This is a genomic window from Halomonas sp. AOP25-F1-15 (assembly GCF_052378675.1).
GTDB lineage: Bacteria > Pseudomonadota > Gammaproteobacteria > Pseudomonadales > Halomonadaceae > Vreelandella > Vreelandella casei.
The window spans coordinates 72,316-96,295 of record NZ_JBQSXV010000001.1; the positions used below are offsets into that span (position 1 = coordinate 72,316).

The window sequence follows — 23,980 nt, forward strand, 5'->3', positions numbered from 1 at the left end:
CGCCGCTTTACTTCATTAGCGTTGCTGCAATAGCCGCGCCGCCTCAAGCGCGAAGTAGGTCAAAATGCCGTCTGCCCCAGCGCGCTTAAAGCACATCAGTGATTCTAGTATGACGGGCTCTGCCTCCAGCCAACCGTTATCGAAGGCTGCGCGATGCATGGCGTACTCACCGCTGACTTGATAAGCAAAGGTGGGAACGTTGAGCTCCTCTTTTACCCGGCGCACCACGTCTAAATAGGGCATGCCTGGTTTGACCATGACCATGTCGGCGCCTTCGCTGATGTCCATGGCCACTTCATGCAGCGCTTCATCGCTATTGGCGGGGTCCATTTGATAGGTGCGCTTGTCCGCTTTGCCCAGATTAGTGGCCGACCCGACCGCATCCCGAAATGGCCCATAGTAGTGCGATGCATACTTCGCGCTGTACGCCATGATCCGCACGTTGTGTAAGTTTTCTTGCTCCAGTACTTGGCGAATTGCGCCAATGCGTCCATCCATCATGTCAGAGGGCGCCACCACGTCGGCACCGGCTTCTGCATGGGAAAGCGCCTGTTTCAACAGCGTTTCTACGGTGCGGTCGTTTTGCACGTAGCCTTGCTCATCTAAAATGCCGTCTTGACCATGAATGGTATAGGGATCAAGCGCCACATCCGTAATAATACCAAGCTCAGGCAGCGCTTCTTTTAGCGCGCGCACGCTACGCTGCACCAGTCCGCTGGCGCTATAGGCCTCTTCGGCTAGCTCACTTTTTTGCTCAGGGCCGACGACCGGAAACAGTGCCAGAGCGGGAATGCCCAATGCAAACGCTTCGCGAGCTTGCTCAATGAGTAGGTCGATTGAAAGCCGTTCCACGCCGGGCATCGAAGCTATGGGTTCACGCTGATTTTTACCTTCAAGAACAAAGACCGGCAGTATGAGATCGGAGGGCGTCAGCGTTTTTTCTTGCATTAAGCGGCGTGAAAAATCATCACGGCGCATGCGGCGCATGCGCGTGGCAGGAAAGTGGCGGGGAGTAAGTGCACTCAAAGGTTGTCTCCATTAAGGATCGCAAATGAGGGTGTTAAATAAGAGTGCCCGAAGGCCTGCCGGCAGTATATCAGCCATACCCTGCGGCGAAAGACGCCTTGTGGCAAACAACCACACTGACTAAAGTGGGCAACAGCTTTGCGGTAGTGCGTTCGGCAAACTCTACGTGGTTTCGGATAATAAGGAGATAGGCATGGCCAAACAGGTGGCAGTCATTTTAGCCGGATGCGGCGTTTACGATGGTTCTGAAATTTATGAGACCACGCTGACGCTGCTGCGCTTAGACCAGTTGGGTATTGAGTATCGCTGCTTTGCCCCCGATATCGATCAGCAGCATGTTGTTAATCATCTTACGCAAGAGGTTGTTGAAGGCGAGCAGCGTAACGTGCTGCTAGAGTCTGCTCGCCTAGCGCGGGGGGAAATAAGCCCCCTAGAGGCGTTGGATGCGGATAACTTCGATGCGGTGATTGTGCCCGGTGGTTTTGGCGTCGCCAAAAATCTTTCAGACTTTGCCAGTGCCAGCGATAATATGCAGGTGCTAGACGCGCTGAAAGAGGCGCTGGCGGGCTTTCGTCAAGAAGCCAAGCCTATCGGCCTGATGTGTATTGCTCCGGTACTGGTGCCCCGCCTGCTGGGGGATGGTATTGCCGTCACGGTGGGGAATGACCCGGCGGTATCCGGTGCTATTAGCGCCATGGGCGGGCTGCACCGCACCTGTAGCGTAGAAGATATCGTGGTTGATTTTGAGCACAGCGTGGTAACGACACCCGCGTACATGCTGGCAACGCGCATCAGTGAAGCTGCCACCGGCATCTTTAAGCTCGTCGATCGTATCGCAGAAATGATGGATTAAGGACTATTGCGAGGTTGTTAACGGTAGATATAAAAAGCCGCCGCCATGATTAATGGCGGCGGCTTTTCGATATCTACGTCATTAGTGCCTTCGCTATAGCATGTCTTCTTGCTCTTCCGCCGCCTCTTTCTCCGCTTTGCGCTTGCGTACTAGGCGACCAAACAGCAGACCAACCTCGTAAAGCAGGTACATCGGAATCGCCAGCAGGCTCTGTGAAATAACATCCGGTGGCGTAAGCAGCATGCCCACCACGAAGCAGCCCAGCAGGATATAAGGACGCTTCTTGGACAGGCTTTCTACTGTGGTGGCGCCAGAAAGAATTAGCAAAAAAGTCGCGATAGGAATTTCAAACGCTACGCCGAAGGCAAAAAATAGTTTAAGAACGAAGTTCAAATACTGGTTGATATCGGTCATCACTGCGACGTTTTCCGGCCCTGTCTGGGTGAAAAACTCAAACAGCAGCGGGAACACCACGTAATAAGCAAACGCCGCACCGCCATAGAAGAGCGCAATGCTTGAGACCAGGATAGGAATAGCGAGGGCTTTCTCATTATCGTAAAGCCCCGGTGCAATAAACGCCCACGCCTGATGCAGTACAAAAGGAATGGCAATAAACACGGCCACGACTAAGGTCAGCTTAAACGGTGCTAAGAAGGGTGAAGCCACTTCAGTCGCGATCATCTGCGAGCCTTCGGGCAGCAGCGCCATCAATGGCTCAGCGACAAAGGTATAAATGTCGTTGGCAAAGGCATAGAGGCCCAAAAAAATCACCAAAATAAGAGCCACGGCGCGTATTAAGCGTGAACGTAGTTCGATTAGATGCTCAATAAGAGGGGCTTGTGGTTGATCTTGCTGAGGCTCCTTTGAATCGCCAAACATACTCATTGGTGATTACTATCCTTATTAAATGCAGCCCGCTCAGCTTCAGTGGCGTCTGTTTTGACTGAGGATGCGGCCGGGGGAGGCGCTGGGGAGGATGCAGGTGCCTCTTCGCGCACCGTTTCCAGCGCGTCATCTAAGTGAGAGTTGGCCTGGGCAGCGCGCTGCTGCATCTCGCTCTGCGGTGTTTCAGGCTGTGATGTTTCGCGTGGCGTTGCTGCGCTAGTCGGTTTAGCCCGGGTTGTCGTGGGTTTATCGACAATGCTTTCTACATCCAGCTTCGCTTTGTGCAAGCTGTCGTTGAGCTTTTTCTGCTGATCGTTAAGCTTTTGACGCAGCTCTTCCGCTTCCAACTGGGCGCTGATTTCGCGCTGCATACCAGATACCGTGCGCTTGATTCTGCCGATCCATAGACCCGTCGTACGGGCAGCGCGTGGCAGGCGCTCTGGGCCAAGCACCAGCAGCGCAACAATGCCAATAAGCATGAGCTCAAGAAAGCCGATATCTAGCATGTGTTACTTGCGCTCTTCGTTGCGTTCAGCGGCACGCTTCTCTTCAGCCTGCACATCGTACGTATTGCCAGGCTCTTCGTGGCTGACTTTGGCATTCGGCTGATGGGGATCTTCGCTATCAGCCTCTTTGTTTTTTTCTTCGTCGTGCATGGCTTTCTTGAAGCCTTTGACCGCCCCGCCGAGGTCGGTGCCTACATTGCGCAGCTTTTTGGTGCCGAAAATTAGGATGATGATGCCCAGAACAATCAGCAACTGCCAAATACTGATACCACCTAACATATGCGTTTCCTCATGGGTACAGGTTAACTTTCTTAGTCACTATATGCTTAGGCGACTGAATGCTCAGTAGCTACATGCTTCCTGACTACTGGTGCCGGTAAGCTAAGCCTACGCCAAGCGTAGCCATAACGTCGATATTATTGCTAGCGAGAGGCTTTTTCATCGTGGCCTGAAATGCCAAAGCGTCGTGCCAACTCGTCTAAAACGGCTTGATGATCAAGATCCAAATGAGACAGCATCACCAGGCTATGAAACCACAGGTCGGCCGTTTCAGAAATCAGCGCTTGGCGCTCAGCCTCACCGCCGTGCTCTGCATCTTTGGCCGCCAGCACAGTTTCAGTGGCTTCTTCGCCCACTTTTTCAAGTATCTTGTTCAAACCCTTGTGATGCAAGGACGCAACATAAGATTCTTCTGCTGCTGCATAACGTCGCTGCTTGAGTACCCCATTGAGAGTATCCAGCACATACGCATTGCTAGTCGATGATGCGTCGGTGTCCATGAAAATCCTTATAATCGTTGAGTCACGCCGCTTTATTGCCAGACTAACAGCAATAGGCCGATACCGGCGGCGGCCAAGATCGGCCACTCCTGGAGCTCAATCCAGCCGCTTAACGGCTGCCAGGCGAGCGCCAGCGCCAGCACTATTAAACCTAACCGTAAGCGATACAGGCGCTTGCCTTGACGAGCCATGTGCTGGCGCATGGCGCTAATGGCATCGACCTGCTGATGCCGCTGGCGATGCTCATGCTCCATGCGGCTGAGCGCCTGATGGGCGAGTACGGGTAATTCAGGTAGCTGGCGCGAAAGCTCCGGCGCCTGGCGCTTTAACGACTCCCACAAGCCGCCGACGCCCGCGCGCTCTTTCATCCACTGCTCTAAATAAGGCTTAGCGGTGCTCCATAAATCTAAGTCAGGATAAAGTTGGCGACCTAGTCCTTCAATATTCAGCAAGGTTTTCTGCAGTAGGACGAGTTGCGGCTGCACTTCCATATTGAAGCGACGCGCGGTTTGAAACAGCCCTAGCAGCACCTGGCCGAAAGAAATATCTTTTAGCGGTTTCTCTAAAATAGGTTCACACACCGTCCGAATCGCGGCGGCAAACTCATTAGCACGCGTGTTTTCGCCCACCCAGCCAGACTCAATATGCAGGGCAGCGACTTCGTAATAATCCTGATGAAAAAACGCCAGCAGATTGCGCGCCAAATAGTCTTGATCTTCGCGTGTTAGGCTGCCGACAATGCCGCAGTCGATGGCGATGTACTGGGGGTCTTCGGGATTGTCACAATTAACAAAAATATTGCCCGGATGCATGTCTGCATGAAAGAAGTTATCGCGAAATACTTGCGTGAAGAACAGCTCAACGCCACGCTCGGCCAGCTTTTTCAAGTTGGTGCCGCGGGCGATTAGGCTGTCCAGGTCGGCGACCGGAATGCCACGAATGCGTTCTTGTACCATGACGTGTCGGCGCGTAAAAGGCCAATAAATGGTCGGTACAAACAGCAATGGTGAGTCTTTAAAATTACGCTTCAATTGCGAGGTGTTGGCGGCTTCTTTATACAGGTCAAGCTCATCAAACAGCGTCGCTTCGTAGTCACGAATGACTTCTACCGGACGCAAGCGGCGCGCATCAGGCACCTTGGACAGCAGTTTGGCGACTTGATACATCAGCGCCATATCTTGGCGCATCACGCGGTCTATGCTCGGCCGAATGATTTTAACCACCACGTCTTCGCCGCTATGCAGCCGGGCAGCATGCACTTGAGCAATAGATGCTGAGGCCAGCGGCACATGGTCAAATTCAGCAAACGCTTCCGCCAGCGACATTTCCAGCTCTTTCTCGACGCGAGCAGCAGCCTGGTCACCCGGGAAGGGGGGCACCTGATCCTGAAGGCGTTTGAGCTCATCGGCGATATCCGCCGGCAGTAAATCGCGGCGGGTCGAGAGCATTTGCCCAAATTTAATGAAAATTGGCCCTAAGGCTTCTAAAGCGAGGCGTAAACGCTCGCCGCGTGAGCGTTTGCCGATAGGCACTAAGCGTAGCGGCGAAAACCAAAGCAGCGCCCGCAGCCACCAAGGGAGACGCTCTAGCGGGAGTAATGTATCTAGCCGATGACGGCTTATCACCCAGCTAATTCGCAGCAGGCGCAGGCTCATGGGTGCGGCTCCTGCATCAGTGTCTGGTGGTGCTGTGTCAGTATCCGTTCTAAGCGTTTAAAGCGTGCTTCCAGGCGATCTGTTGCCACTTCTAGTTCGGTGAGGTGCTCGCGCAAAACGTTGCGCTGCTGTCGCCCTGGCAGCAGGCGCGCCTCTTCAAAGACGTACTCAGAAACGTCCTGGATCAGCTCATCTTTGGCGCGCAGCCCCCAGCGAGCCATGCGCCGCAAGCCCTCCGCTAGGGAGTGTGCGGGCATATCGCCCAGCCAATGGGCGAGTTCGTTTTCCCAATCAATATCCAGATCGAAAAGAAGCTCGCGGGTGGCTTCTAGCAGATGAATATGACCACGCACAGCAAGCTTACCGTCAAACATTAGCCGCTCAATTGAGGCGCCACTAATCCATTCGGACAATGTTTCGGGAGTAAGTTCGACCACCGCATTAGCGTCGGCTTCTTCAGTGTCGTCGCCCCGCAGTAGGTCTACCCCGGCATGATGATAGTGGATAACCACGGCCAGATGCGGCTGCTCGAAGCGTACCAGCAGGCGGCTGCCCGCAAGCTTCGCCAAGCGGCCAGGGGCTGCCGGGTCACGGGCAAGAAGAGCATTGAGCGTGCGTTCACAACCGGCCAGCAGCAAGGTTGGGGTTACCAGCATGCTGACCCCTTGATGGAAAACGCCACGGGAGAGAGCGTCATAACTTAATGCCGCGGTGCAGTGCAACAATGCCGCCGGTCAGGTTGGTGTACTCAACGCGTTCAAGGCCTGCGGATTCCATCATCGCTTTGAGCGTTTCCTGATCTGGGTGCATACGAATGGACTCTGCCAAATAGCGGTAGCTTTCGCCATCGCCGGCTACCAGTTCGCCCATTTTGGGCAGCAGGCGGAAAGAGTACTCGTCGTAAGCTTTGGAAAGCAGGGGATTATTTGGCTTGGAAAACTCCAGCACTAAGAGGCGACCGCCGGGCTTGAGTACGCGTGCCATGGAGCGCAGCGCGGCGTCTTTGTCGGTAACGTTACGTAGGCCAAAGGCAATCGTAATGCAGTCGAAACTGTTATCGGGAAACGGCAGGCATTCGGCGTTGGCCTGAACATATTCAACGTTGCCGCCCACGCCGTTGTCCATCAGCTTATCGCGGCCCACTTTCAGCATCGAGGCATTGATATCGGCCAACACCACTTTGCCACGTGGCCCCACCAGACGGGAAAACTTCAGCGTTAAATCACCCGTGCCGCCGGCAATATCTAGCACATGATGGCCTGGGCGCACGCCTGCGCGCTCAATCGTCATGCGCTTCCATACTCTGTGAATACCCATCGACATAAGGTCATTCATCACGTCGTAGCGGGCCGCAACGGAGTGGAAGACATCGGCTACTCGCGAGGCTTTCTCGTCAACCGAGACTTGCTGAAAACCAAAGTGAGTCGTGCGTTTTTCTGTGGGGCTCATGGCGTAGTAGCTCCCGAATTCGAGGCGGTGGCGAATCGACCCTGAGTCTTTTGACTGAGTGGCCGGTGCGATTAAAAAGTTAGCGCCATTGTAGCCTTGTCCGCCCTGGCTTGTCTGCCCAGACTGATGAGTGCCTTGGGTTGAGCGACGGTCACAGCTGCTTGAATTGAATACCCGCAGGCTCACGTGAGGCGCCGACGTCCTGCAGGCGCTGCAAGTAGTTGTTCCAGTAGTCATCTTGATGGAGGGCGAGATCATGCAGGTAGTTCCAGCTAAACAAACCGCTGTCGTGGCCATCGTCAAAATGCAGCTTAAGCGCGTAGTTGCCAGCTTGGCTAATGTTTTGCAGGCCGACGTCTTTTTTACCTACCTGAAGTACGGCGCTGTCGCCGCCATGACCACGCACCTCTGCAGAGGGAGAGTAGACGCGCAGCAGTTCCACCGGTAGGCGGAAGGTTTCGCCAGTGGCATAGCCAAGCTCTAGCTCGCGGGCCTGCTTATGGTAGTGAACGCGGGTAGGCGTAGGAGCAGTCATAACAAACCTCTAAACAGGCGGGGCGCAGGCAGCCAATCGCCACCTACGCCCCGCTTCGGTTATGTAAAGATGCGGACGCTTATAAGATATAGCGCGATAAATCTTCGTCAACTGCCAACTCGCCAAGCTGTGCATTGACGTAGTCGCCGTCAATCACCAGCGGGCCTTCCATGTCGCCACCTTTGAAGGAGGCCTCTTCTAGCAGCCGCTCCATCACGGTGTGCAAACGGCGAGCGCCGATGTTTTCAGTGCCTTCGTTGACCTGCCAGGAGATCTGCGCGATGCGCTCGATACCGTCTGGCGTAAACTCAATGTCGAGACCCTCCGTCGCCAGCAGCGCTTTATATTGCTTAGTCAGCGAGGCGGAAGGCTCGGTCAGAATGCGTTTGAAATCATTGGGCGTGAGTGCATCGAGCTCAACGCGGATCGGCAGACGACCTTGAAGCTCCGGAATCAGGTCCGACGGGCGCGCCAGATGGAAAGCCCCCGAGGCGATAAACAGAATGTGATCGGTTTTAACCATGCCGTATTTGGTTGAAACGGTTGAGCCCTCAATGAGCGGCAACAGATCACGCTGCACGCCTTCGCGAGACACTTCACCACCGCTAGACTGGCCGCTGCCTTTGGCAACTTTGTCGATCTCATCTAAAAACACGATGCCGTGCTGCTCAACTGAATACACCGCACGCGCCTTGATCTCTTCTTCATTGACCAGCTTGCCGGCTTCTTCGTCGCGCAGCAGTACGAGCGCTTCTTTTACCGTCACACGACGGTTTTCGCGCTTTTGCTGGCCCATGTTGGAGAACATGCTTTGTAGCTGATTGGTCATCTCTTCCATGCCCGGTGGGGTCATGATGTCGACGCCTTGGCTTTGAGCCGATACTTCGATATCGATCTCTTTTTCGTCTAACTGCCCTTCACGGAGCTTCTTGCGGAAGGTCTGGCGAGTGCCGTTATCTTCACGGGGCTTGTCTTCCTGACCACGCGGCGGCGGTAGCAGGGCATCGAGTACCCGGTCTTCGGCAGCATCGGCGGCACGGTGGCCTACGTCTTCTTTGGCCTGCTCGCGCACCATTTTGATGGCGTTTTCCATTAAGTCGCGAATAATCGACTCAACGTCGCGGCCAACGTAGCCAACTTCGGTAAATTTAGTGGCTTCGACTTTAATAAACGGTGCTTTGGCCAGCTTAGCAAGGCGGCGTGCAATCTCGGTTTTACCCACGCCGGTGGGGCCGATCATCAGGATGTTTTTGGGCGTGACTTCCGGGCGTAAATCATCGTCCAGCTGCATGCGGCGCCAGCGATTGCGTAGGGCAATGGCAACAGCACGCTTAGCATCCTGTTGGCCAATAATGTACTGATCGAGAGCGTGAACGATTTCGCGGGGTGTCATCTGAGTCATAACGGTAACCTTTGTGTTCTTTGAGCGGCGTGAAGAGGACGCGTGGGGCTATGAGCGCCCATCGATCGACAGCTCTTCGAGCGTCACGTGGTGGTTGGTGAACACACAGATATCACCAGCTATAGCCAGCGATTTTTCGGTGATTTCACGTGCCGACAGCTCGGTGTTTTCTAGCAGCGCTCGGGCGCTGGCCTCGGCGAAGTTGCCTCCGGAACCAATGGCAATAACGCCGTGTTCGGGCTCCACCACGTCGCCGTTGCCGGTAATGATCAGCGAGGTGGTGTGGTCGGCGACGACGAGCAATGCTTCCAGGCGGCGCAGCGCGCGCTCGGTCCGCCAATCTTTTGCTAGCTCAACAGCGGCTTTAGTCAGATGCCCCTGATATTTTTCTAGCTGCGCTTCAAAGCGCTCAAACAGCGTAAATGCGTCTGCAGTGCCGCCCGCGAACCCGGCAAGTACCTTGCCACGATAGAGGCGACGCACTTTGCTGGCGTTACCCTTCATTACAGTATTGCCCAGCGATACTTGACCATCGCCAGCGAGGGCGACCTGATTACCACGACGAACGGAAACAATGGTGGTCATGGAGATAACTCCTTGGGGGAGACACGCTCCCGATGACTGGCTGGTCGCTCAGCAAGCGACCGTTGTGTAAGCGTTCACAACAAAATGCGGGCGGCTGATAAAAAATCAACCACCCGCACGACATCGGAAGGTGGGTTTATCAGTTTTGCAGCTGAATAAGCAGCGGCTCAATACCTTGCGTAGCCATCAAATCCTGCGCGCGATTAAGCTCTCGGGTATCTTCATAGGGGCCAACCTGGACGCGGTGCCACGTGTTGCCATCGGCCTGTACTTCGCTAATTTGTGCCAGCAGGCTGAGGTTGCGCAGCCGGCCGCGTAGCTGTTCGGCATCGCTTAGCTGGCGAAACGAGGCTGCTTGAAGCATGTAGCGGCTGGGCGTGCTACTGCTGGCAGCACTCTCCTGGGCAGCCGACACTTGATCCTCAGGGCGCGTGTTGGCGGCAATCACTTGCGCAATAGGGTCATCGCCCGCAGCTGCATCGGATGCGGTGCTGCTCTCGGCTGTCTGCTCCGTCACTTCGGGGCGGACAACGCTTGACGGCAGCGTAACGCCAGGCGCAATAACTTCGGTTTCAGGCAGCAGCGTATAAAACTCGAAGGTGGGCATTGAGGGCTCGGCTGGGCCTTCGGTTGCTCGTGCAGCGTCGCGCTCCTCGCTACCGGAAGGCTTCGGTAGCACGGTTGCCTGAGGAGGCTCACTCTGCTCCTGCCACGGCGCAGTGCCGTGTTGGTGCTGAGCAAGAAAGAAGCCAATGGCCATGCCTGCAAGGCCCCATAGCCAACCGGGAATGCGAAAGCCGCCGCCGCTGGCGCCTGAGGAAGACTTGCGCTGTGAGGTGGCGCCTTGGCGGGTAGGCTTTTTGCGCGGGGTGGCCATGCGTTACATCTCCTCTGGGGCGCTAACACCCACTAAATCGAGACCGTTGCGCAGCACTTGGCGGGTCGCAAGACCTAGCGCCAGGCGCGTGTTGCGCAAGGTGTCGTCGGCTACCATCACTTTGACGGCGTTATAACAGGTGTGGAAATCGCCAGACAGATCGAGCAGATACTGCGCAACCTGTTGCGGTTCACGGTTCTTAGCCGCGGTTTCGACGACGTCAGGGAAGCGTGCCAAACGGTTCAGAACGGCTTTCTCCTGGTCGCTATCCAATAGCGCTAAATTGGCCAGCGCTAGCGGATGATCGAATGGCTGGTCGGCATCGTGTGCTTTGCGCAACATGCTGCATACCCGGGCATGGGCGTACTGAATGTAATACACCGGATTGTCGTTAGACTGCGAGCGGGCCAGGTCGATATCAAACGTGAGCTGGGAATCAGCGCGGCGAGCCGCGAGGAAAAAGCGCGTGGCGTCGCGGCCGACTTCATCGATCAAATCGCGCACGGTGACGTAGCTGCCAGCGCGCTTGGAGAGTTTTACCTCGACGCCAGAGCGGGTCACCATCACCATTTGATGAAGCACGTAGTCGGGCCAGCCTTTGGGGATGCCTACTTCTAACGCTTGTAAGCCAGCGCGTACGCGGGTCACGGTGGAGTGGTGGTCGGCACCCTGCTCATTAATCACGGTTTTAAAGCCGCGCTGCCACTTGTCTAAGTGGTAGGCCACATCGGGTAGGAAGTAGGTATAGCCGCCGTCACGTTTACGCATCACGCGGTCTTTGTCATCACCAAAGTCCGTGGTGCGCAGCCACATCGCGCCGTCGTCTTCATAGGTGTGGCCCGCCGCTATCAGTTTCTCAACCGTGGCGGCTACCTTGCCATCGTTATAGAGCGAAGACTCAAGAAAATAAACGTCAAACTCAACGCCGAAGGCTTTTAAATCTAAATCCTGTTCGCGGCGCAGCCAGGCCACAGCGAACGCTTGAATCGCCTCTAAATCTTCTGGATCAGCTTTTGCGGTCACTTCGCGATCATCCGCGCTCACCGTTTCGCCGGCCAAGTAATCCTTGGCGACATCGGCAATATATTCACCGCGATAGCTGTCTCCCGGCCAGTTGGGATCGTCGGGGCCTAAGCCTTTAGCGCGTGCCTGAACAGAGCGTGCAAGGTTGGCGATTTGCGCGCCTGCGTCGTTATAGTAGAACTCGCGAGTGACGTCATAGCCGGTCGCTTCTAGCAGGCGGCATAGGCAGTCTCCAATCGCAGCGCCACGCCCATGCCCGACGTGCAGAGGCCCGGTGGGGTTGGCGGAAACGAACTCCACCTGCACTTTTTCACCTTTGCCGATCAGACTGCGGCCAAAGGTATCGCCGCAGTTGAGCACCTGAGCAACAATTTGTGCCGCCGCATCGGCCGCTGCAAAAAAGTTGATAAAACCGGGGCCGGCAATGTCAGTTTTTTGAATAGCGTCGCTTTCAGGCAGCGCCGATACCAGCATGTTGGCCAGTTCACGCGGATTTTTGCCAGCGGGTTTGGCCAGCATAAGCGCTAGGTTGGTGGCGTAATCGCCGTGCGCCTTATCTTTCGTGGGGTCCACTTTGATGCTGGGCTGAAGGTCGTTCGGCAACACGCCTTGGTGCTTGAGCGCGGTAACGGCGCCTTCGAGCAAAGAAACTATGGTGTCTTTCATTTCGGTATCCAGTTACGTCCATGGCGGCGTGTGCTAATGCGCACCTGATTAGATTTTTGAAATCGCTAGTTACTTGAGATCGCTAGGTGTTTGAGATCGACAGGTAATTGAGATCGATAGATGCGCAGCTTAAGCGGCCATTATCAGCAATTGCGCCGCAGTTTCAAAGCCGTGTCACGGTGAAGGCCTCATTGTTAATGCTGTGAGTGCTAATTACGCGAGCGTTTGGGGGTCGATATCAATCGACCAGCGGACCTTGCGCGCATCTCGATTAGCTTCCAGCCATTGCACCAGCCAGCTGGCGGCAGGATGCAGCTGGCTGCGTTTATCGGCTGTCAGCATGACATGTAAATGATAGCGATTTTGGCGTCGCTCCATGGGGGCGGGCACGGGGCCTAAGCATCGTGTTGCCACACTTGTTTGTTTTAACCACTCGCGCAGTGCCTGGGCCGCCTGCTGTGCCATTGCTAACGCGGCTTGTTCATTGGGGCTTTCAATACGCAGCAGTGCCATAAAACAAAACGGCGGAAGCTTCGCGATGCGCCGCTCTTCCAGCATGTTGCGAGCCAGTGCCCCATAGCCGTGCTCAGAAAGCTGGCCTAAATGAGGGTCGTCAGGGTGCAGCGTTTGCACCAAGACACGGCCAGGGTGAGCGGCACGCCCCGCACGTCCCGCGACTTGTTCAAGCAGCTGAGCGCTATGTTCAAGGGCTCGAAAATCAGCGGCGTAAAGGCCGCCGTCAGCATTAACCACCACCACTAGCGTGACGTGGGGCAGGTGATGCCCTTTAGCGAGCATTTGGGTGCCGACTAACACGCAGGGTTCGCCGCGCTGAATTTCTTTCAGTACCTGCTCAAAGCTATCCTTGCGCCGGGTGCTGTCTCGGTCTATGCGATGAATCGTCGTTTTGGGGAGTAGTGTTTGCAGTGTCTCTTCTGTGCGCTCAGTGCCACTGCCGAGCGCGCGCAGGTCGCCGCTACTGCATTCTGGGCAGGCATCCGGCAGTGCTCGGCGGCTGTCGCAATGGTGGCAGGCGAGCAAGGCGGGCTGGCGATGTAGCGTCATACGTGCGTCACACTGGCCGCACTCAGCCATCCAGCCGCAGGCGTGGCAGGCTAACGTGGGGGCGAAGCCGCGCCGATTAATAAAAATCAGCACCTGTTTGCCCGCACTTAAGGTGCTTTTAATTGCCTTGATGGCATCGGGCAGCAGGCCGCCTTGGCGACGCTGGTGGCGTAGGTCAATCAGCTCTAACTTGGCCGGCGGGTGACGGCTCGGACGCTGGGTTAGCCGCAAATGGCGGTAGCTGCCGGAAAGCGCTTGATGCAGGCTCTCTAGCGACGGCGTCGCACTGCCCATCAGCAGCGGAATTTTATGGTAGTGGGCGCGCGTCACCGCTAAATCACGGGCGTGGTAGCGTAAGCCGTCGTGCTGTTTGTAGGAGCCGTCGTGCTCTTCATCGACAATGATTGCGCCCGGGTTAGCCAGCGGGGTGAAAATGGCTGAACGGGTGCCAATAATGATCAGCGCCCGGCCACTGGCAGCGGCTTCCCATACGTCCAGACGCTCAGGATCAGTGAGGCCTGAATGCAGTGCCACCACGGGGACGCGAAAGCGGCTTCTAAAGCGAGCAAGCGTCTGGGGCGTTAGGCCAATTTCCGGTACCAGCACTAGCGACTGCTTACCTTTACTGGCGACGGCTTCAATAAGCTGTAGATAGACTTCCGTTTTACCGCTGCCCGTGATGCCTTCCAGCAGGCAAGGGTGATAGCCGTCTAGTTTTTCATGTAGCGCCGCCAGCGCAGTGGCCTGCTCACGGTTAAGCGGCAGGCTGGGCGTTGCCAGTAGGCTGCCCGTAGGCGTGCTGGGGGCGGTGAGAATGACTTCACGGCTGATGGCTAGTGCTTTCTTTTCTAGCGCTAACAGCTGATCGCGGCCGAAACCGTGGGCGCTGACCGCTCGGCTGGGCAAGCCATGGGGGTGCTGGCGCAGTAGGGCGTGCAGCTCTGCTTGCTTGGGCGCACGGCTAAGCGTGTCCTCTGTGCCTTCGCCTTTCGCTAGCCACAGTGTTTGCGTGCGGCCTGCCATGGTGTGGCCCTGTCGTAGTCGGGCAGGCATGGCATGGTGCAGCGTGTCGCCCAGGCTGTGCTGGTAGTAGCGGGCGGCAAACCGGCATAGCCATAGCCAGTCTTCCGGCAGCGGGCTTTCGTCCAGCGTTTCGCTAACAGCGCGCAGCTGGCTGAACGGTAAATCGCTATGATCAGCCAGCTCTACGATGACGCCGACGACCTCACGCCGCCCAAAAGGTACCCGCACTCGAAGCCCCGGCTGCCAGCCGCAGGCGGGCACAGTGCTAGCAGGCAAGTAGTCAAATAGGCGGCGCAGCGGCGAGGGCAGCGCCACTTTGAGCACTTGAACGGGTATCTGACCGGGCACTTGCAAGGGCTCTTGAGTAGGCTCTTGAGAAAGCACGTGAGACGGTGCCCGTAAAGAAACAGGATCAGGCAATTGGCCTCCGGCATTAGTTTTGCTAGAATATGCGACCGCTCTCAATCTTAACGAGTTATCTTGAAGCTTGCTTTAAGGATATATCGTACCGACAGAGCGAATAACCGGTTAGTCATTTTTCCAAACCCGTATGCGGTGCCTGGCAAAAGATCAGGTGGCGGCATATAGCTTAGTGAGGCTCGAGATGAGACAAGGTATTCACCCGAATTACAACATGGTCACCGCCAACTGTTCTTGTGGCGCTACCTTCCAGGTCGGTTCTACCTCTGGTCAGGACTTTTCTCTGGACGTGTGTTCCAACTGCCACCCGTTCTACACTGGTAAGCAGAAGCAAGCGACCACTGGTGGCCGCGTAGAGCGCTTCAACAAGCGTTTCGGCGCTGCTGTTAAGCGCGGCTAATCCATACCGGATAGCCACATCGCCGGCACGAAGGTGCTTGTGAAAAAAAACCCACGCTTAGGCGTGGGTTTTTTGTTTTGTTTTTATGGAAAGTATTTTCAAAAATGCTGCGCTACAACATTGGAGCAACGTACTGTATGCGCATCATTTTTTGATAAGTGTCATTAAATATCGACGAAAATCGACGAAAGTGAAGGTAAAATTCAGTTAAACGAGCGTTTTTATTTGAGTTGACGACGCGCTTGAGACGCATAGGTTTTTTCTATATTCTCAAATGACTTATCTACTTTATGTTAACTGGACGCTGACCATGACGGATTCACTTAAGCAGGCTGCTTTGGATTATCACGCTAAACCGATTCCCGGTAAGCTGTCAGTGGAGTTGACTAAGCCCACCGCGACTGCGCGAGATTTGGCGTTGGCGTATAGCCCCGGCGTGGCTGAGCCAGTACTTGAAATCGCTAGGGATGCGGAAAATGCTTACCGCTATACCGGCAAGGGGAACCTGGTCGCCGTCATTACCGACGGCAGCGCTATTCTTGGTCTGGGTAATCTTGGCCCGCTGGCGAGTAAGCCGGTGATGGAAGGCAAGGGCGTGCTGTTCAAGTGCTTCGCTGGGATCAACTCGGTCGACATTGAAGTTGATGCGGAAAGCCCGCAGGCGTTTATTGATACCGTTGCGCGCATTGCCGATACGTGGGGCGGTATTAACCTTGAGGATATAAAAGCGCCGGAGTGTTTTGAAATTGAGAAGGCGCTCATTGAGCGTTGCAGCATTCCGGTTTTTCACGATGATCAGCACGGTACGGCTATTGTTACCGCAGCGGGCATGCTGAACGCACTGGATATTGCCGGCAAGCGCATTGAAGATGTGAAAATTGTGTGCATGGGCGCCGGCGCTGCCGCTATTGCTTGCATGCGTTTACTCGTCTCCTGTGGCGCTAAGAAAGAAAACCTGGTGATGCTGGACCGCCGTGGCGTTATCCACACTGATCGCGAAGGCATTAACGAATATAAAGCCGAGTTTGCCCGCGATACTGAGATGCGCACTCTGGATGATGCGATCGACGGTGCTGACGTATTTATTGGTCTTTCCGGCCCAGGCCTGCTCTCTGCCGAGCAGGTCAAGAAAATGGCGCCTGATCCGGTGGTGTTTGCCTGTACCAACCCAGACCCCGAGATTCATCCTGACGTTGCCCGTGCGGCGCGCCCGGATGTGATTATGGCAACCGGCCGCTCGGATTTCCCCAATCAGGTCAATAACGTACTCGGCTTTCCGTTTATCTTCCGCGGGGCGCTGGATGTACGTGCCACCCGAATTAATGAAGAAATGAAGCTGGCTGCAGTGCATGCATTGAAGGACTTGGCTCGCGAGCCTGTGCCAGAAGAAGTGCTGAGCGCTTATGAGCTCACTGAGATGAGCTTTGGCCGCGAATACATTATCCCAACGCCTGTGGATATCCGTTTGTTGGCGCGAGTGACATCGGCGGTCGCTCAAGCCGCGGTTGATTCGGGCGTGGCGCGTAAGCCGTTTCCTGCGCATTACCCGCTAACGTCAATCAATGATGTCTATGGCGGCTAAGGTCTGTACCTAAGTTCGGTAGCTAAGTAGTTCTTACCTGCTCACTTACGCCCGCCTCGCAGCGGGCGTAAGTGTTTCTGAACAGTATCAATTTAGCTTGGCGAGTAGCGCGTTAGGCCTTCTTGAGCCGTGGAGGCGATTAGGCGGCCATCGCGGCTGTAAATATGCCCCCGTGCTAGCGCGCGAGCCCCGTCTGCCCATGGCGAGTCGATGACGTAAAGCAGCCAGTCGTCTAAACGGGTGTCCTGGTGTAGCCACAGAGCGTGGTCGAGGCTGGCGATGCGCAGTTTGGGGTCTTTGAATTGGATGCCGTGAGGCGCTAGGCTCGTGGTCAGTAGGTTAAAGTCCGAGGCATAAGACAGTAAGTGGCGATGTAATGCTGTGTCGTTTGGCAGCGTGCCGGCTAGGCGAAACCAAAGGCATTGACCTACCGGCGTGGCGTTGTCGGGGTTGCCGGGGAGGTGCAAAAATTCAATCGGGTGGCCTGGGAAACGGTCGTGCTTAGCCTCGCCGTTGGCAATCAGCGTTTCGGGCGACGGTACATTTGGCATGTTGCGCTGATGGCTGAAGCTTGCTTCTTCGCTTTGAAATGAGGCGCTACAGAAAAAAATCGGCCGCCCTTTCTGTATGGCGGTGACTCGCCGCGTCGTAAAGCTGCCGCCGTCGCGAATAGTATCAACCTGGTAAACAACTGGGCGATGAGGGTCGCCGGGGCGCAGAAAATAGCCGTGCTGAGAGTGCGGGCGGCGCTCGTCTGGCACCGTACGCGCCGCTGCTGCTAGCGCTTGTCCCAGCACTTGGCCGCCATACAGTTGCGGCAAGCCTAGGTCTTGGCTCTGGCCGCGAAATAGCGTTTCTTCAAGGGGCTCAAGCTCTAATAACTCCACAAGTTTGTTCAGTGCGTCTGTCATTCTCGGTATCCTTGATGCTATTTCAATGTGGTGCTAACTGACTATGATGCTGGCGATGATGGCGAGCTACCGCTGCGGTGGGTAAGCCTTTCATACGAACGTTTTGCTACCTTAGCGGAGTTTAGCTTTATGCGCAGCGATGAATTTTACATGCACCGAGCGCTTGACCAAGCACATCTAGCCGCCGCGGCAGGCGAAGTGCCGGTGGGTGCAGTGGTGGTGGATACGCAGGGCGAGATTATCGGCGTCGGCTACAATGCGCCTATCGCTAGCTGCGACCCTAGCGGTCATGCTGAGGTTCGAGCGCTGCGCGAGGCCGCCAAGCAGTTGGGTAACTATCGCCTTGAAGGTTGCACGCTGTTTGTCACCTTAGAGCCCTGCATGATGTGCGCGGGTGCCATGATTCATGCGCGCCTAAGCCGCCTGGTTTATGGCGCCGCGGAGCCCCGGGCAGGCATGGTGGAGTCTAAAGCTAACTTGTTGGCGCAGCCTTGGTTCAACCATTCTATTGCGGTGTCTGGCGGTGTGTTAGCGCCAGCCTCGCAAAAGCTGTTGAAGCATTTTTTTGCCGCGCGAAGAGAAGTGCCCAGCGAATGAACGGCGGTTAATCAAGCGGTGGGACGAGCTCAAACAGTAGCAGCGGGTCATCATTCACCACCGTTTGTTCTAGTTGGAAAAACTGCTGCCGGCTACGCTCTACATATTGAATCATTTCGTAGTAACGCCGAATGTTGCGCACGTAGATAACCGGTTCGCCGCCGCGGGCGTAGCCATGCCTCGTTTGGCTGTGCCATTCACGCTGCTGTAAAAGCGGCAGCGCGGCGCGTACATCGTCCCAGCGATCAGAATTGCCGCCGCGCATTTCGACAATTTTTCGAGCGTCATACAAGTGACCCAGGCCCACATTGTAGGCGGCCATGGCCATGAATAGGCGGTCATCACCGGTAATGCTTTCCGGCAAGCGGTCTTTAATGCTGCGCAGATAGCGGGCGCCGCCATCAATACTTTGTGCCGGGTCGGTGCGATCACTTACGCCCATCTCGCTGGCGGTAGGGTTGGTGAGCATCATTAAGCCTTTTACGCCCGTCGGCGAGACGGCTTCTCGGTCCCAGTGAGATTCCTGATAGCCAACGGCGGCCAGCAGCTTCCAGTCAAATTCCGTCTCCTGAGCAGCCTGCTGAAAGAGTGCGGTGTACTGTGGTAGACGAGAATCTAAATGGTCGAGAAACGTGCGCGTACCGACATACTCTAAATAGTCGTCATGACCAAAGTAGCGGCTGATCAGCCTATCTAACGTGCCGTCTTCTTGCAGACCCTGTAGGAAGCTATTAGCAGCTTCAAGTAAGCCTAGCCCGCGCCCGCTCGGCACGGCCCATGCCATAGAAAGCGGGTCGCCCAGCGTAAAGCCGCGCTCGACATTGGGGAAAAAAAGCCTATTTAAACGAAACTGATGCTCAAAAATCACCGCAGCATCCAGCGTGCCGTTCTCTACGCGTGCCAGCAGTTCCGCGACTTCTAGCTCATGGGACTCTTTCCAGCTCAGCGTCGGGTAGCGGCGCTGCAGATCGCGTAGCGCATCGCTAGTGCCCGCTTCACTGAGCGTGCCTAGCTCCAAGCCAACAAGGTCGCCGGGTTCTCTAATGCCATTTAGGCCACGTCGATAAACCACCAGCGGCTGCATTTGAATAATCGGGCGGCTGTAGTGAATACCCGGTGTGTTGGGAAATAGCGGCAGTGTCGCTGCGCCTAAATCGCCGTTTTCACGCACGGCTGGCAGCACGCTTTCCGGGTGGTGGCTTGCATTTAGGTTAAGGCTTACCCCTAGGTAGTCGGCGAAGCGGTGCATCAGCTCATACTCAAAGCCAGTTGGCCCTTGGCGGCCTTCGTAGTACGTCGTAGGGGTATTACGGGTATGGGCGGTAATAAATTCTTTGGCAGTGATTTGCGTCAAATGCTCGCCAGGAGGAACCCTGGGCAGGGTGGGAACCATGACCAAAAATATAATGGCGATTAACGCAAAATAAGCGCTGGCACGGGTTACGAAATGTCGGCAAATCAACGTCAGCATGGCGTCTTGTCGGCATGGAACAAGCGGCCACGATACCCAGCCAGACTCATGCTGTCACCTTGTTGATTTCGTGTGGCGGCTGGTTTCCAGTATCATAGGCGTTTTCCGGTGACACAACTTAGGTTTTTCGATGCCGCGATATGGGGTTTTTGATACCACTATCTAGGTTTTCCAATGCCCCTGCTGTGGCTGTCCGGCACCACATTAGTACGGTCGCCATGGCGACCCGGTGATTTCCCTGCTCGAATTCCCTGCTCTAGAGGCTTCAGGATATGCTCGAACTGCGAGGCGCGCCCGCCCTTTCTGCCTTCCGTCATGCTCGGCTGTTAACGGTGCTGCGTGAACGTGTTCCCGAGGTGGAAGCGCTGTCTGCCCACTATGTTCATTTTATCAATGTTCATTCGAATGACCGTCACGACGAACTGGATGACGCCACTCTTGAGCGCTTAACGCAGCTGCTGGACTATGGCACTCACTCAAGCGTAGAAGTTCCCGAACCTGCCCAGCGCTTTTTAGTGGTGCCGCGACTGGGCACTCAGTCGCCCTGGTCCTCGAAAGCGACCGATATTGCTCACAACTGTGGGCTGCGCCAAATCAACCGCATCGAGCGCGGCATTGATTATCGCGTAAGCTTCACCGCTTCGCCGGACCGCGACAGCATGGCCGCCATTGCGGCACTTTTGCATGACCGCATGACGGAAACCGTGCTGGCCGATGCTGCTGCTGCGACCCAGCTTTTTGCCCAGCACGACCCGGCGCCGCTGGGCAGTGTGGATATTTTAGACGGCGGCCGCGAAGCGCTGGCGACGGCTAACCAAGCGTTAGGGCTGGCGCTGGCTGACGATGAAATCGATTACCTGGTGGATGCTTTCAATGAGCTGGGGCGTAATCCCAGCGACGTTGAGCTTATGATGTTTGCGCAAGCTAACTCAGAGCACTGCCGTCACAAAATTTTTAATGCAGACTGGGTCATCGACGGCGAGCCGCAGAGCCATTCGCTGTTCAAAATGATTAAGAACACGTTTGCGTCATCGCCAGACAACGTCCTTTCAGCGTATAGCGACAACGCCGCCGTTATTAAAGGCAGCCAAGCGGGGCGGTTCTTTGCAACGCCGCTAACGGGCGCTGACCAAGAGCGTGCGCTGTACGCCACTCATCAGGAACCGATTCATATCCTGATGAAAGTGGAAACGCACAATCACCCAACGGCAATTGCGCCTTTTCCCGGTGCGGCAACGGGCTCGGGCGGTGAGATTCGTGACGAAGGCGCCACCGGCATCGGCGGAAAACCTAAAGCCGGTCTGTCGGGCTTTACCGTTTCCAACCTGCGAATTCCAGAGTTCGTTCAGCCCTGGGAGGCGTTTGATTACGGCAAGCCCGAGCGGATGCAGTCGGCGCTTAATATCATGCTAGAAGGTCCCATTGGCGGGGCGGCGTTTAACAATGAGTTTGGTCGGCCAAACTTGACCGGTTATTTTCGTACCTACGAGCAAGAGTCGCTGAACGACGGCGGCATTGAACGGCGCGGCTTCCATAAGCCGATTATGCTGGCCGGTGGCTACGGCAACATTCGCGCGCATCACGTGCAGAAAGGCGATATTCCCGTTGGCGGTATGCTGATTGTCATGGGCGGCCCTGCGATGCTGATTGGCTTGGGCGGGGGCGCTGCGTCTAGCATGGCCTCGGGCGTTTCCAGCGCCGACCTTGACTTTGCTTCCGTGCAGCGCGAAAACCCTGAGATCGAACGCCGTGCTCAGGAAGTTATCGACCGTTGCTGGGCGCTAGGCGACCACAACCCGATTCGTTTTATTCATGACGTTGGCGCCGGTGGGTTATCTAATGCGCTGCCTGAATTGGTAAAAGACGGCAATCGCGGTGGCCGTTTTGATTTACGTGCGGTGCCCAATGCCGAGCCGGGTATGAGCCCGCTGGAAATTTGGTGTAACGAAGCGCAGGAGCGCTACGTGCTCGCGGTTGCGCCAGAGGACCTGGACACCTTTGATGCGCTCTGCCAGCGCGAACGCTGCCCTTATGCGGTTGTCGGTGAGGCATTAGAAGCGCACCACCTTGAAGTGCGCGATGGCCACTTCGACAGCAAACCGGTTGATTTGCCGATGAGCGTGCTGTTCGGTAAAGCGCCTAAAATGCAGCGCGAATTTGAGCGCCATGACCCCGTGCTCTCGGGCATGATGCTGGATAATCTTGATCTGCGTGAGGCGTTAGACCGCGTGCTTCGCCTGCCCACGGTGGCTTCGAAAAACTTCCTGATTACCATTGGCGATCGCTCAATTACCGGCCAAGTGGCGCGCGATCAAATGGTCGGCCCATGGCAAGTGCCGGTGGCCGATGTGGCTGTTACCACCGCAAGCTTTGATAGCCATGTGGGTGAAGCCATGGCGATGGGCGAGCGCCCGCCGGTGGCGCTTATCAATCCTGCTGCCAGCGCCCGCTTGGCGGTTGCTGAAGCAATTACGAACCTTGCGGCCGCGCCGATTGCTAAACTCAGCGATATCAAGCTGTCTGCTAACTGGATGAGCGCTGCGGACCATCCGGGTGAAAATCAGGCGCTTTATGACGCTGTTTATGCGGTGGGAATGGAGATGTGCCCGGCGCTAGGCATTGCGATTCCCGTAGGCAAGGACTCTATGTCCATGCGCACTTCCTGGCAGCATGAGAACGAGAAGGGCGAAGCCGAAGATCGCAGCGTAACCTCGCCGCTTGCGCTGGTCGTGACGGGCTTTGCGCCTGTCACCAATGCGCTGGCGACGTTAACGCCGCAGATCAATCTGGATCAAGATGAGTCGGATTTAATTTTGATTGATTTGGGGGGTGGCCAAAACCGCCTAGGTGGCTCTGCCTTGGCGCAGGTTTATGGTCAGGTGGGCAATGACTGCCCCGATGTCGATGACCCGGAAGATATCAAAGCGTTTTTCGAAGTCATTCAAGGTCTCAACCGTGACGGTAAGCTCTTGGCTTACCACGATCGCAGCGACGGTGGCTTGATCGTTACGCTGTTAGAAATGGCGTTTGCGGCGCATGCGGGCCTTGAAATCAAGCTTGACTGGATGATCGATGAGCCGGTGGAGGCGCTGAACGCGCTGTTCTCTGAAGAGCTGGGGGCAGTCATCCAGGTCAATCGTCAGCATACGGAAGAAGTGCTGGCGCAGTTTGCTGTTGCCGGTATCGAAACGTGCGGCGTCATTGCGCGCCCTCGTTACGATGATCAGGTACGCGTGACGTTGTTTGAAGAGCCGCTGCTGGAAACTACTCGCCAGCTTACCCAGCGCACCTGGGCGGAAACCAGCTATCGTATGCAGGCGCTACGGGATAATCCTGAGTGCGCCAAAAATGAATTCGATAACCTGCTCGATAGCCGTGATCCGGGGCTTTCTGCTACGCCTACCTTTGATATCAATGATGACATTAGTGCGCCGTTTGTAAATACCGCCAAACCCGCCATGGCCGTGCTGCGTGAGCAGGGCGTTAATGGTCAGGTCGAGATGGCGTGGGCCTTTGATAAAGCTGGGTTCGATGCGGTGGATGTGCACATGAGTGACATCCTTGAAGGGCGGGTCTCGCTTGATGAGTTCAAAGGGCTTGTCGCCTGTGGCGGCTTCTCTTACGGCGATGTTCTCGGCGCTGGGGGCGGCTGGGCAAAATCAGTGCTGTTTAACGAGCGTGCCCGTGAGCAGTTTGCGGCGTTCTTTGCTCGTGACGATAGCTTCTCGCTTGGTGTGTGCAACGGCTGCCAGATGCTTTCGCAGTTGAAAGCGTTAATTCCTGGTGCCGAAAATTGGCCAACCTTTGTGCGCAATGAGTCTGAGCAGTTTGAAGCGCGTGTATCGATGGTGCGGGTTGAGAAAAGCCCTTCGATTTTGCTGGCCGGTATGGAGGGCTCGCAGCTTCCAATCGCCGTGGCCCATGGGGAAGGGCGTGCGGAGTTCCGTGACAGCGCGCACCTTCGCAGTATGCAGTCGAGCAGCCAAATCGCGCTGCGCTATATCGACAATTACGGCCAGTCGACGACGCGTTATCCGGCTAACCCTAACGGCTCACCGTCTGGGATTACCGGCCTGACCACGCCTGATGGACGGGTGACTATTATGATGCCGCACCCTGAGCGCGTTGCTCGTGCGGTCACCAACTCTTGGCGCCCGACTGAATGGGTAGACGATGGCGCATGGCTGCGCTTGTTCCGCAATGCGCGGGTATGGCTTGGCTAACGTTTAAGTAGCCTATGGCATCAAACATAGCGGCGGCCTTGAGCCGC

At 55.9% G+C, this 23,980-nt stretch carries 21 protein-coding genes; 5 read left to right on the forward strand and 16 right to left on the reverse strand.

The genetic code is table 11. The features are described 5' to 3' along the window. Positions 1-15: 15 nt before the first annotated feature. Complete coding sequence (hemB, locus tag ACT3TF_RS00365; protein ID WP_444671370.1) at positions 16-1,026, reverse strand: porphobilinogen synthase; 1,011 nt, start codon at positions 1,024-1,026, stop codon at positions 16-18. A 193-nt stretch (positions 1,027-1,219) separates the two neighbouring features. On the opposite strand from hemB, the gene elbB reads away from it, so the two are divergent. Further along, positions 1,220-1,879, forward strand: a complete 660-nt coding sequence (gene elbB / locus ACT3TF_RS00370) for an isoprenoid biosynthesis glyoxalase ElbB (RefSeq protein ID WP_192536094.1) — start codon at positions 1,220-1,222, stop codon at positions 1,877-1,879. A gap of 93 nt (positions 1,880-1,972) precedes the next feature. Here the strand turns inward: elbB and tatC are convergent, their stop codons facing one another. From tatC to ACT3TF_RS00435, 13 genes are all read right to left on the reverse strand, one after another. Next, positions 1,973-2,764: a twin-arginine translocase subunit TatC gene (tatC, locus tag ACT3TF_RS00375; RefSeq protein ID WP_096278168.1), complete on the reverse strand. Its 792-nt coding sequence runs from the start codon at positions 2,762-2,764 to the stop codon at positions 1,973-1,975. Then, positions 2,761-3,270 carry a Sec-independent protein translocase protein TatB gene (gene tatB, locus ACT3TF_RS00380; RefSeq protein ID WP_441684175.1) on the reverse strand — a complete coding sequence of 170 codons (510 nt, stop codon included), beginning with the start codon at positions 3,268-3,270 and terminating at the stop codon, positions 2,761-2,763. The genes tatC and tatB overlap by 4 nt, the downstream gene beginning before the upstream one ends. Before the next feature lie 3 nt (positions 3,271-3,273). After that, the gene (tatA, locus tag ACT3TF_RS00385; protein WP_441684176.1) at positions 3,274-3,549 is read right to left on the reverse strand and encodes a Sec-independent protein translocase subunit TatA; all 276 of its coding nucleotides are present in this window, start codon (positions 3,547-3,549) and stop codon (positions 3,274-3,276) included. A 143-nt stretch (positions 3,550-3,692) separates the two neighbouring features. Next, a complete protein-coding gene (locus ACT3TF_RS00390; RefSeq protein WP_441684177.1) occupies positions 3,693-4,049 on the reverse strand; it encodes a phosphoribosyl-ATP diphosphatase in 357 nt (118 codons plus the stop codon). A 32-nt stretch (positions 4,050-4,081) separates the two neighbouring features. After that, positions 4,082-5,704, reverse strand: coding sequence for a ubiquinone biosynthesis regulatory protein kinase UbiB (gene ubiB, locus ACT3TF_RS00395; protein ID WP_444671371.1), 1,623 nt, complete (start codon positions 5,702-5,704; stop codon positions 4,082-4,084). Beyond that, positions 5,701-6,360, reverse strand: a complete 660-nt coding sequence (locus ACT3TF_RS00400) for a ubiquinone biosynthesis accessory factor UbiJ (protein WP_441684179.1) — start codon at positions 6,358-6,360, stop codon at positions 5,701-5,703. Before ACT3TF_RS00400 ends, ubiB begins: the two co-directional genes overlap by 4 nt. Before the next feature lie 37 nt (positions 6,361-6,397). Further along, entirely contained in the window at positions 6,398-7,153 is a 756-nt protein-coding gene (gene ubiE, locus ACT3TF_RS00405) for a bifunctional demethylmenaquinone methyltransferase/2-methoxy-6-polyprenyl-1,4-benzoquinol methylase UbiE (RefSeq protein WP_441684180.1), read from the reverse strand. Between the two features lie 151 nt (positions 7,154-7,304). After that, entirely contained in the window at positions 7,305-7,688 is a 384-nt protein-coding gene (locus ACT3TF_RS00410; protein ID WP_441684181.1) for a gamma-butyrobetaine hydroxylase-like domain-containing protein, read from the reverse strand. Between the two features lie 79 nt (positions 7,689-7,767). Beyond that, a complete protein-coding gene (hslU, locus tag ACT3TF_RS00415) occupies positions 7,768-9,090 on the reverse strand; it encodes an ATP-dependent protease ATPase subunit HslU (RefSeq protein ID WP_235040260.1) in 1,323 nt (440 codons plus the stop codon). Between the two features lie 48 nt (positions 9,091-9,138). Next, positions 9,139-9,675 (reverse strand): ATP-dependent protease subunit HslV, encoded by a 537-nt coding sequence (hslV, locus tag ACT3TF_RS00420; protein ID WP_096278186.1) that lies wholly within the window; start codon positions 9,673-9,675, stop codon positions 9,139-9,141. Positions 9,676-9,814: 139 nt separating this feature from the next. Continuing rightward, on the reverse strand, positions 9,815-10,552 hold the full coding sequence (locus ACT3TF_RS00425) for an SPOR domain-containing protein (protein ID WP_444671372.1): 738 nt from the start codon (positions 10,550-10,552) through the stop codon (positions 9,815-9,817). Between the two features lie 3 nt (positions 10,553-10,555). After that, entirely contained in the window at positions 10,556-12,241 is a 1,686-nt protein-coding gene (gene argS, locus ACT3TF_RS00430) for an arginine--tRNA ligase (RefSeq protein ID WP_444625095.1), read from the reverse strand. Between the two features lie 213 nt (positions 12,242-12,454). Beyond that, the gene (locus ACT3TF_RS00435; protein WP_444625390.1) at positions 12,455-14,677 is read right to left on the reverse strand and encodes a primosomal protein N'; all 2,223 of its coding nucleotides are present in this window, start codon (positions 14,675-14,677) and stop codon (positions 12,455-12,457) included. A gap of 256 nt (positions 14,678-14,933) precedes the next feature. On the opposite strand from ACT3TF_RS00435, the gene rpmE reads away from it, so the two are divergent. After that, positions 14,934-15,149, forward strand: a complete 216-nt coding sequence (gene rpmE / locus ACT3TF_RS00440; protein WP_096282286.1) for a 50S ribosomal protein L31 — start codon at positions 14,934-14,936, stop codon at positions 15,147-15,149. A gap of 310 nt (positions 15,150-15,459) precedes the next feature. Continuing rightward, positions 15,460-16,731, forward strand: a complete 1,272-nt coding sequence (locus ACT3TF_RS00445) for a malic enzyme-like NAD(P)-binding protein (RefSeq protein WP_301735976.1) — start codon at positions 15,460-15,462, stop codon at positions 16,729-16,731. A 92-nt stretch (positions 16,732-16,823) separates the two neighbouring features. Here the strand turns inward: ACT3TF_RS00445 and ACT3TF_RS00450 are convergent, their stop codons facing one another. Beyond that, a complete protein-coding gene (locus ACT3TF_RS00450; RefSeq protein WP_441684184.1) occupies positions 16,824-17,642 on the reverse strand; it encodes an acyl-CoA thioesterase in 819 nt (272 codons plus the stop codon). A gap of 129 nt (positions 17,643-17,771) precedes the next feature. Here ACT3TF_RS00450 and tadA point away from each other — a divergent pair, with 129 nt between their 5' ends. After that, a complete protein-coding gene (gene tadA / locus ACT3TF_RS00455; RefSeq protein ID WP_441684185.1) occupies positions 17,772-18,239 on the forward strand; it encodes a tRNA adenosine(34) deaminase TadA in 468 nt (155 codons plus the stop codon). Positions 18,240-18,246: 7 nt separating this feature from the next. On the opposite strand, the gene mltF is transcribed toward tadA, so the two are convergent. Beyond that, positions 18,247-19,710, reverse strand: a complete 1,464-nt coding sequence (gene mltF, locus ACT3TF_RS00460) for a membrane-bound lytic murein transglycosylase MltF (RefSeq protein WP_441684186.1) — start codon at positions 19,708-19,710, stop codon at positions 18,247-18,249. 272 nt (positions 19,711-19,982) lie between these two features. On the opposite strand from mltF, the gene purL reads away from it, so the two are divergent. Next, entirely contained in the window at positions 19,983-23,933 is a 3,951-nt protein-coding gene (gene purL / locus ACT3TF_RS00465) for a phosphoribosylformylglycinamidine synthase (RefSeq protein ID WP_444625096.1), read from the forward strand. The last annotated feature ends 47 nt before the right edge of the window (positions 23,934-23,980 follow it).